The organism is Methylobacterium sp. 4-46, assembly GCF_000019365.1.
In the GTDB taxonomy this organism is placed as follows: domain Bacteria; phylum Pseudomonadota; class Alphaproteobacteria; order Rhizobiales; family Beijerinckiaceae; genus Methylobacterium.
Genome location: NC_010511.1, coordinates 2,799,317 through 2,813,856 on the forward strand (window position 1 = coordinate 2,799,317; position 14,540 = coordinate 2,813,856).

At 65.7% G+C, this 14,540-nt stretch carries 12 protein-coding genes and 1 pseudogene; 7 read left to right on the plus strand and 6 right to left on the minus strand.

Annotated elements, in window-relative coordinates; genetic code table 11:
* Positions 1-44 precede the first annotated feature (44 nt).
* Positions 45-797: pseudogene (locus M446_RS12040) on the plus strand (IS6 family transposase).
* A gap of 420 nt (positions 798-1,217) precedes the next feature.
* Here the strand turns inward: M446_RS12040 and M446_RS12045 are convergent.
* The 4 genes from M446_RS12045 to M446_RS39690 form a co-directional block, all read right to left on the minus strand.
* Positions 1,218-1,517, minus strand: a complete 300-nt coding sequence (locus M446_RS12045; protein ID WP_012332377.1) for a hypothetical protein — start codon at positions 1,515-1,517, stop codon at positions 1,218-1,220.
* 529 nt (positions 1,518-2,046) lie between these two features.
* On the minus strand, positions 2,047-2,421 hold the full coding sequence (locus tag M446_RS12050; RefSeq protein ID WP_012332378.1) for a hypothetical protein: 375 nt from the start codon (positions 2,419-2,421) through the stop codon (positions 2,047-2,049).
* Between the two features lie 377 nt (positions 2,422-2,798).
* Complete coding sequence (locus tag M446_RS35180; protein WP_083784667.1) at positions 2,799-3,782, minus strand: FkbM family methyltransferase; 984 nt, start codon at positions 3,780-3,782, stop codon at positions 2,799-2,801.
* A gap of 223 nt (positions 3,783-4,005) precedes the next feature.
* Positions 4,006-4,830 (minus strand): AMP-binding protein, encoded by an 825-nt coding sequence (locus M446_RS39690; RefSeq protein WP_168169151.1) that lies wholly within the window; start codon positions 4,828-4,830, stop codon positions 4,006-4,008.
* A gap of 162 nt (positions 4,831-4,992) precedes the next feature.
* Between M446_RS39690 and M446_RS12055 the strand changes: the two genes are divergently transcribed.
* From M446_RS12055 to M446_RS38885, 6 genes are all read left to right on the plus strand, one after another.
* A complete protein-coding gene (locus M446_RS12055; protein ID WP_012332379.1) occupies positions 4,993-6,201 on the plus strand; it encodes an ABC transporter substrate-binding protein in 1,209 nt (402 codons plus the stop codon).
* Positions 6,198-7,424, plus strand: a complete 1,227-nt coding sequence (locus M446_RS12060) for a cytochrome P450 (RefSeq protein WP_012332380.1) — start codon at positions 6,198-6,200, stop codon at positions 7,422-7,424. The genes M446_RS12055 and M446_RS12060 overlap by 4 nt, the downstream gene beginning before the upstream one ends.
* 239 nt (positions 7,425-7,663) lie before the next feature.
* Positions 7,664-9,025, plus strand: a complete 1,362-nt coding sequence (hmgA, locus tag M446_RS12065; RefSeq protein WP_012332381.1) for a homogentisate 1,2-dioxygenase — start codon at positions 7,664-7,666, stop codon at positions 9,023-9,025.
* Positions 9,025-10,335, plus strand: coding sequence for a fumarylacetoacetase (gene fahA / locus M446_RS12070; RefSeq protein ID WP_012332382.1), 1,311 nt, complete (start codon positions 9,025-9,027; stop codon positions 10,333-10,335). The genes hmgA and fahA overlap by 1 nt, the downstream gene beginning before the upstream one ends.
* Before the next feature lie 914 nt (positions 10,336-11,249).
* Positions 11,250-12,509: a DUF2382 domain-containing protein gene (locus M446_RS12075; protein ID WP_043701157.1), complete on the plus strand. Its 1,260-nt coding sequence runs from the start codon at positions 11,250-11,252 to the stop codon at positions 12,507-12,509.
* 140 nt (positions 12,510-12,649) lie between these two features.
* Entirely contained in the window at positions 12,650-12,784 is a 135-nt protein-coding gene (locus tag M446_RS38885; protein ID WP_265576598.1) for a hypothetical protein, read from the plus strand.
* Between the two features lie 40 nt (positions 12,785-12,824).
* Here the strand turns inward: M446_RS38885 and M446_RS12080 are convergent, their stop codons facing one another.
* Positions 12,825-13,859, minus strand: a complete 1,035-nt coding sequence (locus tag M446_RS12080; RefSeq protein ID WP_012332384.1) for an alpha/beta fold hydrolase — start codon at positions 13,857-13,859, stop codon at positions 12,825-12,827.
* Complete coding sequence (locus M446_RS12085; RefSeq protein WP_012332385.1) at positions 13,840-14,466, minus strand: hypothetical protein; 627 nt, start codon at positions 14,464-14,466, stop codon at positions 13,840-13,842. Before M446_RS12085 ends, M446_RS12080 begins: the two co-directional genes overlap by 20 nt.
* Positions 14,467-14,540 lie beyond the last annotated feature (74 nt).

The window sequence follows — 14,540 nt, forward strand, 5'->3', positions numbered from 1 at the left end:
AGGCATACCCGCCCAGCTTGCCGCCTCCGCCCCGGAGCCGGCCCATGATCTTGAATTCCCTCGCCCTCAAGCTTAAGCACCCGGCGCGTGGCGACTTCCGGGGCCGGCATTTCGAGGCCACCCTGAGCGTGCAGGCCGTTTCTTGGTAGCTGCGCTACGCGCTCGGCTACCGCGACATCGGGGAGATGCTCCTGGAGAGGGGCCTCACGGTCGACCACTCCACCATCAATCGCCGGGTGCTCGCCTCCGCGCCGGCCATCAAGCGCCGCCTGCGCCGGTTCCGCAAACCGCACTCCGGCTCCGTGCGCGTCGACGAGACCGACATCAAGGTGCGGGGCCAGTGGCGATACCTGTACCGGGCCATCGACCAGCACGGGCAGGCGGTCGACTCCCCGCTCACCGCCAACCGCGACCTGGATGCGGCCAAGCGCTTCCTCCGCAAGATGCTGCAGGATCAGCCGCTTCTCGCGCCCGACCGCATCCGCACCAATGGCGCTGGCCCGTACCCGCCGGCGATCGCCGAGAGCCGCAAGGAGGGCCTGCTGCGGCGCATGCCGACCCACCACGTCACCAAGCACCTGCGACAGGGGATCGAGAGCCACCACTTCCGGGTCAAGCGGGCGATGCCGCGGATGGCCGGGTTCCGGCCGTTCCGCACGGCCCGGCGCACAATCCAGGGCTTCGAGGCGATGCTGTGGCTGCGCAAGGACTTCGGGTTCGCGGGCGCGTGGACCGTCCGCGAGCAGAACCAGCTCCTCGCCAGCTGCTTTGGTCTTTCCGTCGCGAACAAAGCGTGAAAGCGGGTCGGCGGAGCCCCTTCTGCGGCCCGAGCCCGCGTTTGCGGCAAGCCCCGGCGGGCTCGGGCGAGGGCCACCCGCACATCATGATGGACGGCTTCCCGACCGGACCGCACGCCCGGGCCTCAATGGACGGCCTGCTCAAGGACGTCTCGATCACCCAGCGGCGGCAGGTCGGTCGGGAAGCGGTCAGTGCCGATCACCGCCTCGTGGCCGCAGCTCGATCAAGGCGGCGCCCGTCTAGGCACTGCACATGCGGTTCGGGAGCGGCGACTGGTCCGCCGCGCGCTTCCGGCGCGGGCCGCACGAAGACGCGGTAGCGCCGTGCACGCTCCACATCGGGCCTTCGAGTTGTGCTCCGTGAGGCCCGAGCTTGGTCGTCGCTCTCGCCCCCGCCCTGCATCCTCCTGCTCAGGTCCCTCACTCGACGGGCAGCCCCGGACGCGTCGCGCTCTCGATGATCGCCTCCCACGATTTGCCCATCGCGCGCAGGGACTCGATCGAGGGGCCGATCTCGTTCCCGTAGACCCTCAGCGTGCGCTCGTAGATGCGGGTCCGGTGCGGCTCGGGGGTCTGCTCCTTGAACAGGGAGGCCAGTCGCCTGCGCTCCGCGTGCATCGCCCGTGCGATGGCCTCGGCGGAGGCGCCGCGGCGGCGCATCTCAGCCGCGTGCTCGCGCAAGTCGCGCACGGCTTGCTCGTACTGGGACCGCAGGCTCATCGACGGTGTGGCCCTCGTGACCGACGCGATCGGACGATCATGCATCGTTCTGCGTCGGCCTCCTACCTGTAGCGGCCCTCCCGCGGCCAAGCCGAGCGAGGTTCGGCCTCGACCCGACGGCGACGGCGCTTGATCGCCTCCCGCCTACCGATGCACGACACCCTTGATCTGCGGGATCTCCTCGGCCTGCCCGGCTCGGGCCGCAGCGGACCTTTTTGATTGGTGGCCCGTCAGAAGCTTGACGGCTTGTACACCTTGAGCCTTAACTTGAAGGCCAAGCAACGGGAAAGTTCGGCTATGAGACGCACTGGACTCCTCTCGGCCGCCCTCTTTACAATCTGTGTTGTTTATCCAAATGCTACAATGGCAATGTCGTGCTCAGAACGCAACCAACAGTGCATTAAATTCTGCGATCAGAGAAATGCGGGCGGAAGAGCTTATAATTGCCACTCTCGTTGTGCTGACGCTAATTCACAATGCATGCAGAATGGATGTTATAACACGCCAATGAAGAGTGGGTGCGGCTTCTCTAAATCCTAGATCCTGACTTATCCGGCCAGGGCGTGTCCCGCCCCGTCACCCGGTCGCCGGCGGCCGGGTCCCCTCTCTGCCCATACTCCACCCGGTGCGCTTGAAGGCGGCGGTGGATCCCGACCACATCGCGCATCACCCCGACGCTCTTCGCCCCGCACGCAGAGCAGCGCGGGTGCAGGGCGATGTCGGGGAACGGCAGGCTGTCCGGGAAGCGATCCGTGCTGATCACCGCCTCGTGGCCGCAGTGAGTCGCGTTGGCGTGCACGAAGGCTGTGCGGTCGCCCTCCTCGGACCGGATCCAGCCGATCGTGGGCGGCGGGATCGCGCGGCCCTGCTCGTCGTAGGCGCGGCGGGGGTTGCGGCGGCTCATAGGCGGAGACGTAGGCCGCGTCCGTTGCGCGGCGACTGCGTGCGCGAGCTACACGGATCGGGTCAGGGCGGCAACCGCGCCCTCTAAACGGATGCCAAGGACCGACCAAGCAAGCTGAAATATTCCCAAACAAATACAGGATTTCTGCTCGAATTAAATATGAGCACGCAATAAATTTGCGTTTGGCTTCGATGCTGGGTGCCTGAAACATTGTCCTGGCATGATCGAATCAGATGGTGTTGATCTGCGTTAGAATTGGCAGTTTATGATAAAAATAGTAACTTGAAACTTTATAGCGCCACCATTGGCAGCATCTATCAGCTTTTCTCCACTTCATGAATACAAATTCAGGCCAATCTATCTGCCCAAAGCTGACCTCATCTGAGAATATGATTTTTATCGACGGGTGTCGTCATGGTTAGATCATAGTAAATCTTGTCACTTTCTGCTTCTTTATCATAGTTGCTCTTTAAGATATTTATTGCATCTTGCGCGGCATAGCTTCTGCTCTCGCCGGTTCCTTCTGCAGCAGCTATGCTGCATGAAGCAAAATTGGATTTTATAAATTCAAATATTATATCAGGATCCGCCTTCATCCTTTTCATCGTGTAAGGCCACCATTCTAATATTATTAGTCCAGCTTTCTTTAGCACATCCTTGCCGCCCTCAAAAACAAATGGTTCTGCGCCTTGAACATCAATTTTTACAGCAAGCGGAGTTTTGATATAAGCGGCGAAATCATTCAAAGGAACTGCTTCGACGTTTATGACTGGTCGCAGATGTTCGCCAATATCGCCGATAAAATTGCCACCTATTCTAATTCTGTGATCTCCTAGATTTTCAGGTGCAATTTCGAACTGCAAATTTGAGTTTTCCTTGAATAAAGCCAGCCTGAAAAGCTTGTAATTTGCATGTCTACAATTTATCTTTGTGTTAATTTCTAAGTTCATAAAGTTATGCGGCTCTGGTTCGAATGCAAAACAATGAACATTTGGATATGACTGCGCAATCGGAATAGTTGTAAGACCGATATTCGCGCCTATATCTAAGTAGTAACCCACCCCACCATTCTTGTCAAAAAACTCTTTTAATTTATCCACGGTCGTTTTCGCCCAGTCTCCCTTTTCAGAGTAAGCACGGTGCACTGAGAAGTCATAAGGTTGACTCACGATTGTGCCTGACACCCCTCTACTCGCTACGCCGGTGACGCCAGCTGGCCCGGCAAATGCTGCGATAGCATATCTTGCGTGCAGCCTGGCGAATTCTTGATCGTCTGCTAAAGTTTTCACAATCTGTATCTTGCGTCTCTCGGGAAGCTTCCTTACGAACCATGAGAAAAGCTGTAGAATCTGCGCTTTCATAGATCGTCCCTCGCGATTTCACGTAGTTTAAACCTATGGTCGAATTTGCGAAGGCCGCCCGGGTTGGTAGGAATGCTTCACCTATAATACTGACGTTGATCCCACCGCCGAGTTCGCGTCTCAGTCAAAAAATTTCACCTACCCGGCGCGTCTTTGTCGGTTTTTGCAACGCGTGGGTCCAGGAAAGGAGCTTTTCGCGTTTCATGGTGCTCCACCTCCATCCTCAATCTGCGGACATCGACAGCGATCGACGTCGACGCGAAGCTGACCGTCGCCTAACTCGTGGTCGGCTGGAATGCGAGGTACGCTTCGACATTCCCGGGCACCAGCGAGGCCGGTTCGCCTGCCGCGTGCAGCTTACCACGGACGAGCAAGGGCGTACCTGCAGACGGTTTTGAGCAACCCTTTGCAGCGGGACCTCGACGAGCCTGTCGCAAACGCGATCGCGCCGGCGTTCACGGGTCGTTAGGCATCCCCGCCCAGCTTGCCGCTCCGCCTCACCGCCGGGTCCGGACCCGGTCCGTCCACGGTCTAGACCCGCTCCAGGTCCGGCAGCCGGTCGCGCAGGAAAGCCGGCTTCTCGGCCCCTGCAAGGTCCGTCACCACCGCTCGCGCGCCGCCGTCGCCGAGCCGATGGAGGAGCGCGTCCGGGCCCGAACAGCGTGAAGAGCGGGACGGTGATCAGCCCGGCCCGGGAGCTCGCGAGGTGCGCGATCGCGGTCTCCGGGCTCGGCGGGAGCAGCGCGCCGAGGCGGTCGCCCCGCCGCAGGCTCTGAGTGGCGAGCCGGTTGGCGAAGCGGTTCGAGGCGGGCCGGAGGTCGTCGAAGCCGAAGTGCTGCGTGGCGTCCGCCCCGTCGAGGTCGATCAGTGCCAGCGGATCGCCGGGGGCGTGCCGGTCGCAATCGTCGGCGCCGATGATGTAGCGCTGCGGGATCGCCCAGCAGAAGCCTGCGACGAGGTCGGCATGGTGTCCGCGCGCTGCAGCATCGGCACGCTCCGCTCCCGCATCGTTCCTGCGGGGAACGGCTCGCGCGACGGCGCTGGCCACCCCTCCGATGTCCGGAACGCTCGTTCACCGATTTTCCGCCGTCAGGCGGGCGGCGGGCCTCCGGGAGCGGCTTGCCTTGCCGCCCGGGATCGGCTGTGACGGACGGGGCCGCCGCACTCCGCCGGAAAGAGCGTCGGTGCCGGCCCGGGAGGAAGTCCTTCGATGAAACGATCCGCTGCCGGCCTGCGCCGGGCCGCCCTCGCGCTCTCCCTCCTCGCCGGCCCCGCCGCGGCGCAGGTCTCGGACGATGTGGTCCGCATCGGGGTGCTCACCGACCTCTCGGGACCCTACGCCGACAGCGGCGGGCGCGGCTCGGTGATCGCGGCCGAGATGGCCGCCGCGGATGCCGGCGGCTGGATCCTGGGTAAGCCGGTCGAGATCGTCTCGGCCGACCACCAGAACAAGCCCGACGTGGCGTCGAGCATCGCCCGGCGCTGGTACGACGTGGAGAAGGTCGACGCGGTCGTCGACCTGCCAGTCACGGCCATCGCGCTCGCCGTCCAGGCCGTGTCCAAGGAGAAGAACCGCACCGTGATGATCACGGCCGCGGCGACCTCCGACCTCACCGCCAAGACCTGCTCGCCCACGTCGTCACACTGGACCGACGACACCCACGCGCTCACGGCCGGCACCGCGCGTGCGGTGTTCGAGCGCGGCGGCCGATCCTGGTACTTCATCACCGTCGACCATGCCTTCGGGCACGCGCTCCAGAAGGAGGCCACGGCCGTCGTCGAGTCGCTCGGCGGCAAGGTGGTCGGCACGTCGCGCCACCCCATCGCCACCGCCGACTACTCCTCCTTCCTGCTCCAGGCCCAATCCTCGGGCGCCGACGTGGTCGCCTTCGCCAGCGTCGGCGACGACTTCACTAAGGCGATCAAGCAGGCGAACGAGTTCGGCCTGACGCAGGGGGGGCAGACCCTCACGGGCTTCCTCGTCTACATCACCGATATCAAGGGGCTCGGGCTGCCGGTCGCCCACGGCCTGACCTTTTCCTCGGCCTTCTACTGGGACCAGAGCGAGCCCGCCCGCGCCTTCGCCAAGCGCTTCCAGGACAAGACCGGCGTGATGCCGACCAAGAACCAGGCGCTGATCTACACCGCCGTGACGCATTACCTGAAGGCGGTCGCACAGGCCGGCACGGACGAGGCGCTCGCGGTCAACAAGGCGATGCGGGCCATGCCGGTCGCCTTCTTCGGCCATCCCGCGACCTTGAGGGCCGACGGGCGGCTTCTCTACGACCCCGTCCTCTATCGGGTGAAGGGCGAGCGCGAGAGCAAGGGCCCCTGGGACCTCTACGAGGCGGTGCGCTCCATCCCGCAGGGCGAGGCCTTCCTGCCGATAAACCCGGCTTGCGCCGGGCAGAACGGGTGAGCGCGGTGGACGCGGCCGAGCGCGCCAGACGCTTCGACCTGCGGCGCCTGCCGGAGGGGTTCATCGAGGACCCCTACCCGGTCTACGCGGCCCTGCGCACCCACGCCCCAGTCCACGTCTTCGCGCCGGGGCAGGTCCTGCTCACCCGCTACGTGGACCTGGAGCGGGTCTACAAGGACGCCGCCACTTTCAGCTCCGACAAGGTCGTGGAGTTCGGGGCCAAGTTCGGTCCCTCTCCCTTGTACGCGCATCACACGACGAGCCTCGTCTTCAACGACCCGCCGCGCCACACCCGGGTCCGGCGGATCATCGCGGGTGCCCTGGCGCCGCGGGCGATCGCCTCGATGGAGGCGAGCATCGTGGCGCTCGTCGACGGGCTCCTCGACGCGGCGGAGGAGCGCGGCCGGATCGACCTGATCGAGGATTTTGCCGCCGCGATCCCCGTCGAGGTGATCGGCAACCTGCTCGGCGTGCCGCGGGCCGAGCGGGAGCCGCTCCGGGCGTGGTCGCTCGCCATCCTGGGCGCGCTGGAGCCGGTCCTCGACGCCGCCACGATGGAGGCCGGCAACCGCGCCGTAACCGAATTCCTGGACTACCTGAAGCGTCTCGTCGCCGAGAGGCGGCGCCGTCTCGGTGATCCGGAGCGGGACATCCTGACCCGTCTGATCCAGGGCGAGATGGAGGGGGAGCGCCTCTCGCCCGAGGAATTGCTGCAGAACTGCATCTTCATCCTTAATGCCGGCCACGAGACCACCACCAACCTGATCGGCAACGGGCTGCACCTGCTGACGCAATGGCCGGAGGCGCGCGAACGGCTCCTCTCTGAGCCGGATCTGCTCCGCCGGGCGGTCGAGGAGATGCTGCGCTTCGAGAGTTCGAACCAGCTCGGCAACCGCATCGCTGCCAAGCCCTTCGCGCTCGGTGGACGCGATTTCCCGGCGGGTACCCAGATCACGCTCGGCATCGGGGCGGCGAACCGTGATCCGGACCAGTTTCCCGATCCCGACCGCTTCGACGTTGCCCGCGAGCCGAATCGCCACCTCGCCTTCGCGAGCGGCATCCACCAATGCGTCGGCATGACCGTCGCGCGGCTGGAGGGGCGGATCGCCATCGGGCGCTTCCTGGCGCGGTTTCCGTCCTACGCGCTCGATGGTCCGCCGCTTCGCTCGCGGCGGGTGCGCTTCCGCGGCTTCAGCCGGCTGCCGGCCCGTGTCGAAGCCTGACTCGCCAGCGCCGCGCGATGGCGGCGCGATGCGGCAGCATCTCGGGCGGTCGGTACGAGACGAGGACGCGCCCGCCCGCGCCTTCGGCGGCGTGGGGGCCGCTCCCGTCCCTGTCCGATCCCATGGCACCCCGCGGGCCTTTGCTCGCCACGATCCCGGTCGCCGAGGCGTTCCGTTCGGAAGCCGAGGGCGGCCGCGCGCTCGACCGTGATCCGTCCCGACCAACAGGAGATCCCGCCATGAACCAGCACGGCCGTCTCGATCCCGCGGGCACGATTGCCGCGGCCCAGATCCACCCCGGCTACATGTCAGGCTTCGGCAACGGCTTCGAGACCGAGGCACTGCCGGGCGCGCTGCCGATCGGACGCAACTCGCCGCAGATTTGCCCCTACGGCCTCTACGCCGAGCAGCTCTCGGGCTCACCCTTCACGGCGCCCCGCACCGCCAACGAGCGCTCCTGGCTCTACCGCATCCGCCCCACGGTGATGCACTGGGGCGACTTCCGAAAAGTCGACGCTCGCCTCTGGCTTACGGCACCGGCGGAGCTGGTCGACCTGCCGCCCGCGCCCCTGCGCTGGGACCCGGTGGCCATCCCCTCGGAACCCCTGTCCTTCGTGGAGGGCATCTGCACCGTGACCACGGCGGGCGACGCCGGTGCCCAGGCAGGTATGGGCGCCCACTTCTACTTCGCCACCCGCTCGATGCCGGACGAGTACTTCTCCAACGCGGACGGTGAGATGCTGGTCGTGCCGCAGGAGGGAGCGCTCCGCTGGCGCACCGAGTTCGGGATCATCGACGTCGAACCGGGCGAGGTCTGCGTGATCCCGCGCGGGGTGAAGGTCGCGGTCGACCTCCTCGGCGGGCCGGCGCGGGGCTACGTCTGCGAGAATTACGGCGGCGCCTTCACACTGCCGGAGCGCGGCCCGATCGGCGCCAACTGCCTCGCCAATCAGCGCGACTTCCTCACCCCGGTCGCCGCCTACGAGGACCGCGACGCGCCCGGGACCATGCTGGTGAAGTGGGGCGGCGCGCTCTGGGCGGCGGAGATCGACCACTCGCCCCTCGACGTGGTCGCCTGGCACGGCAACTACGCGCCCTACAAGTACGACCTGCGCAAGTTCTCGCCGGTTGGGCCGATCCTGTTCGACCACGCCGACCCGTCGATCTTCACGGTGCTGACCTCGCCCTCCGAGACGCCCGGCACCGCCAACATCGACTTCGTGATCTTCTCCGACCGCTGGCTCGTGGCGGAGAACACCTTCCGGCCGCCCTGGTACCACCTCAACGTGATGAGCGAGTTCATGGGGCTGGTCTACGGGGTCTACGACGCTAAGACCGGCGGCGGCTTCCGGCCGGGCGGGGCCTCGCTGCACAACACGTTGCTGCCGCACGGGCCGGACGTTGACGCCTTCGAGAGGGCGTCGAACGTCGATCTCAAGCCGCACAAGTTGGAGGGCACGCTCGCCTTCATGTTCGAGACGCGCTTTCCCCAGAAGGTCAGCCGCTTCGCCGCTGAGACGCCCGCCCGGCAGAAGGACTACGCCGCTTACGGGCGCAAGCTCGCCAAGCACTTCGACCCGAACCGTGCCGAGGCGCGGTGATGGCCGACATCGACGCCACCCACGCCGCGACCTTGCGCTCCTGGGTGCCCGGCGCGAACGGCCACTCGGACTTTCCGATCCAGAACCTGCCGCTCGGGGTGTTCTCGCCGGGTGACGGGACGCCGCGGGCGGGCGTCGCGATCGGCGGGCGCATCCTCGACTTGCCGGCGCTGCTTGCCGCGAACCTCCTCTCGGGCGAGGCCGCGCTCGCCGCCGAGGCCGCGGGCGGGACGACGCTCAACAGGCTCCTTGCCTTGGGGGCGGGGCCGCGCCGGGCGCTGCGGGCGCGCCTGTCAGCCCTGTTCGCGGAGGGCTCGCCGGATCGCGACCGGGTCGCGCCCCTGCTGCATGAGGCCTCGTCCTGCCGGCTCCACCTGCCGGCCGCGATCGGCGACTACACCGACTTCTACGTCGGTATCCACCACGCGGAGAATATCGGCCGGCAATTCCGGCCGGACAACCCGCTCCTGCCGAACTACAAGCACGTGCCGATCGGCTACCACGGCCGCGCCTCCTCGATCCGGCCCTCGGGCACCCCGGTGCGGCGCCCGCGCGGGCAGTCAAAGCCGCCGGAGGCGGGCGACCCGGTCTTCGGCCCCTCGCGGCGACTCGACTACGAACTCGAACTCGGGGTGTGGATCGGCCCCGGCAATACTCTCGGCGAGCCGATCGCGATCGGCGACGCGCACGCGCACATCGCGGGCGTGTGCCTCCTCAATGATTGGTCGGCGCGGGACATCCAGGCGTGGGAGTACCAGCCGCTGGGACCGTTCCTCGCCAAGAACTTCGCCACGACGATCTCGCCCTGGATCGTCACGGCGGAGGCGCTCGCACCCTTCCGGATCGCGCAGAGCCCCCGGCCGGAGGGCGATCCGCGGCCGCTGCCCTACCTAACCGACGAGGTCGACCAGCGAAGGGGCGCCTTCGACCTCCGGCTCGAGGTGCTGCTGCTGACGCCCGGCCTGCGAGCGGCGGGCCTCGGCCCCCACCGGATTTCGGCCTCGAACACGCGGCACATGTACTGGACCGTGGCGCAGATGGTGGCCCACCACACCGGCGGCGGCTGCAACCTGCAGCCGGGCGACCTGCTCGGGACGGGCACGATCTCCGGCCCGGACCGCGACGCCTGCGGCAGCCTCCTCGAAGCGACCCTCGGTGGCCGGGAGCCGCTCCGGCTCGCGTCGGGCGAGGAGCGCCGGTTTCTGGAGGACGGCGACGAGGTGATCCTGCGGGCACGCGGCGTCCGCGACACCTTCGCGCCGATCGGCTTCGGCGAGTGCCGGGCGGAGCTCCTTGGAGCGGCGCCCTGAAGCTCTCCGGCGATCGGCGCTCGACCTCTCATCCTCCCGGCTGCGCATCCCGTTGGGGTGTCTCTGCAAAGGGGTTCACCGCCCCGCGCCACGCGCCGACGCTCGCCCCGACCCGGCCCGTGTGCGAGGTCGCGTGCTCGGCGTTGCGGCTGATGCTCGCGGTCTCCTGCTCCTGCTGGCCCGATAGCCTGCGTAATCTCGGCGGCGAGCGCGTCCAAGGTCCTCCATGGCGGCGCGGGTCGCCTGGATAGCCTGCAGGGTGCCGCCCGTCGCGCTCTGGATGCCGCCGACTTGGCGGACGATCTCGTCGCCGGCCTTCGATCTGATCGGCGCGCGCCTCTACCTCGCTCGCCACCACCGCGGAGCCCCGCCCCGCCGCCGCGATCGCGGCGAAGGCCTGCGTAGTGGTCCACCGCCGCGCTCGGAGGTCTGCTGCAGACCCCGACGATGACGCGGATCGAGCGCTTCAGCGCGGGGAGCGTGACTATACTCCGCCGAACCGGATTGCAGCGCGGCTCACCCGTGCGGTGCACCAGACGCTCTCGACTGAGACGGGCGCGAGAAAATTGTATGTCTGTAGATTATTACGAATTCACCGAAGCATCTACAAAGAATTTTGGCTGAGCCGCACGACCAACTCATCGGAACCGATTGGTGCGGGAGACCGTTGCTCATTGCGATGCAGCATGAAACCTCATACTGCCGCGGGGCCCCGGGCCTCGTGCTGTCACGGGGTCGCGGGCGCGGTGACCCGTCCCACGTCGACATCAAGAGAGCGCACGAACGCGCCGGACAACGGAAGATCCTGCAACTCAACGCCTCGAAATCACCACGAGGAACTCAGGACCGAGTGGATTCGCCACTGCTTGAGTTCCGTGTTGATGATCTTCATCCCACCCTGCACGAGGGTTAGCATGACCACCATCAGGCAGCTGATTCAAACCAGTCCAGCCAAGGCAACCGAACTCCTTGCGAGGCTCGCAGAGACCTCCGAGAACGCGGTTAAGACGCGAGAGCGCCTGCTTGCTGAACTCAAGTCTGAGTTGGAGCTCTCCGCTCAGCTTGAAGAAGAGCACCTTTTTCCTGTCCTTCGTAAGCACAAAGAGACCAGGGAGCTCGTGGCTCAGGCTCTGAACGACAACAGACAGACCCGCAGGCTGCTGGCTGAACTTGAGCAGACGCCGAAGAGTAGTGAGGAGTTCGCCCCCAAGGTTGCTGAGCTGAGAAAGGTGTTTCAGCAAAGCGTGCGTGATGAGCGGAAGGAGCTGCTCCCGACAGTTATGAAGGTGCTAAGCGACGAGGAGGCGCAGACCGTTGCCGGTAAGATCGAGGACGGCAAGGCCGAAGTCGAAGAGGCAAGGCGCGTTGAGGCTGAACAGCGGCGTGCCGAGCAAAAGCGGGAGCGTGACCAGGCTGAAGCCGACGAAGCCAGGCGCGTTGAGGCTGAACAGCGCCGCGCCGAGCAAAAGCGGGAACGTGATCGGGCAGAAGAGGTGCTAGCTAGGGAGAAGGAAGCTGCAGACCGCGAGCGGAGCTCCAGGGCGGCGGCACGACAGGCCGCTGAGCAAGTCAGGCAAGCGGCCGAGGTCGTGGAGGAGAGCTCCCGGACGGTAATCCGGACCGCTGCGGAGGGCGCTCAGCGCACTGCCGCTGCGCCGTTAAGCTCGGGCTCCCTATTCTGGGATGCGATGTTTGGCATGTGGGGCTTCCCGCAGGGCCGTTCCGTCGCTCGTTCGGCGACTGCCCCAGCATCCTCGACCCGGCAATCCACCCACGAGGAGGAAGTAATTCCTCTGGCGGAAGAGACGCTGATCGTGGGCAAGCATACGGTGAACAGCGGCACCACCACGGTCCGCCGCTACGTCGTGGAGAACTCGGTTGAGCAGAAGGTGGCGCTCTATGACGAAAGGGTTGTGGTTGAACGGCGCAGGCCAGCTACCGACGCTGTAACGGGTGAGGCCTTGACTGAACTCACTGTCGAGATGATCGAGACATCCGAAGTGCCGATCGTCGGAAAAGGCGTCAAGGTGCGGGAAGAGGTCGTCGTCCGCCGCGAGCGCACGAAGCGTATCGAAACGGTGAGAGACACAGTGCGGCGCGACGAGGTCGAGATCTCGAATACGAAAGAGCGCGCAGCCAACGCGCGACCGAACTTGGCTTACAGTAACAAGTAATCTGCTGGGCCTTATGGTCTTGGATCGCGATCAATGACTTGATCGCGATCTTTCTGTTCCTGTGGGATCCGGGATCCGCCTGATCGAAGCGGATCCCGGATCCCAAGCCCGCGCGGCGCCTGAGCGACGCCGACATCCGCATGGCCGAAATCGGAGATGGCGAAGCCATCAACCGGATGCCGTATGAGGAGCTTGACAGCAGAAGCAAGACTGCTGGCGAGGTGTGCAGGTCGCATGCCGTCAAGGCCATCGGCTCAGGAACCGTCATGCCGTGAGAGATGGTGCAAGCCCACCCGCGTAGCACCCGTGTGGCAATCAACGCCGTTTCAGGCTTTTGTTCGTAAGTGCCATGTGGGCGTCGATCGCCTGCCCGATCTTGGCTCTCGCCGAGTAGTGGATCATGTGTCCTTGGCCTCGCAGAATCAGCAACGTGCTTCCGACCACGTCCTCTTGGAGACGCCGGGACTGCGCGCGGGCGTCGACGACCGCGTCCGCGTCGCCGGCCAGGATTGCGACGGGCAAGCGAAGCGTCGGGTAGTGTCGCTCAAGCAGAGCCGCGGCCGCGTTCATGGTCGCGGTGTCCTCCGCGCTTGCGCGCGCCTGGGTAGGGTGGATTGAAATCGCGACCGGGAACCGCGCCATGAAGCGTGCTGGGACCGGTTGCGGCTTGAACACGTGCCGGAAGACCTGCGGTGCGAGGAGGTGTCCGATGGCGTCCGGCATTAAAGCGCGTGCGACATCGCCCATGCCCGGGACGGCGAGCGGCGTGATCAGGGCCACATCGGTCCGCCGACTCGGATAGTAGTATCCCGCCAGCAGGACCAACCCTCGCAGGTCGGATTGGGTTTGGGTGGCGAGCGCCAGCGACACGATGGTGCCCCAGGAATGCCCCACGATAACGGGCCGTTCGACGTTGAGCTGCGCCAGCACGCGCTCGAGGAGCCGTGCCTGCGCCGATGCCGTCCAGATGCGGTGCCTCGGTCGCTCCGTGTGACCGAATCCCGGCCGGTCTATCGCGATCACGCGATATTTCTTCGCGAGTTGATCGAGGAGGCCGGAGATGACGAAGTCCTCCGCCATCGTCCCATTGCCGTGGATCAGCACCACCGGCCGCCCTTTGCCGCGCACGATGTAGTGAACCCTCAGCCCGTCGACATCGACAAACCGCCCGGGTGGTCGGCTCGACGGTTCTCGCTCGAGCGCCTTCAGCATGTGCCTCGTCTGCCGAACGACTTTGGTCTGCTGCTTGGCCGCGGTGTGCGCTGCCTTCACCGTGGACCTGACGAGCTTGGCTGTGCCCGACGCGGTCCGGCGTGTTGCGCGCCGTGAATCAAACCGAAACAAAACCATTCCTCCGACCTGCCGACGCCGCCTGGTGCTGCCTGTGGCTGAGAGCCGTCTTTGCCCCTGAGCCCTGACCCGAGCCAGGCATCCAGGCCTCGGCTAAGGCAGCGAGAATATCCGTGACGGCGGCACCGTGCATGCTGCGCGGCAGAATGCCGTCCCTATACAGCCCCGCAGCCAGCGCGTGGCGCGCGGGCATGCGATCGCACCGCGCGGCGGCTGCCGTGCAGAACGCCGCCATGTCCTCGTCCGGCTGCACGACAATCGCGACGCCGGCATACGATGGTCCGGCGTCGAACACCCGCACGGCGATCACGAGGTTCTCCGGCGCGGAGGCTTCGACGCGCTCGTCGAGCAACCAGAGCCGGCGCCTGGAGGCGAGAAGATCCTCGACCCACACGCCCGAGTGCTCGTGCCGGCCGGCCACCCGGAAGATCGAGAAGAACGCATCGGCGAGGCAGGGCGCCAGATCGCGCTCAGGCGAGTCCAGAGAGGCGAGGCGATCGCCCAGGAAGCCGTCGAACACGCGCCGACCGCGCTGGTTGGGCTCGACCAGGGCGACATCGCAAAGCATGTTGAAGGTCGTCTCATCCTCAAGCTGCGCCTCGTCCACGAGGTTGAGTTGCTCAGGGCCCGGTCGAAATCGGCCTTCTTGCAGCGCGGGACTGCTTGAGCGAGAACGACCTG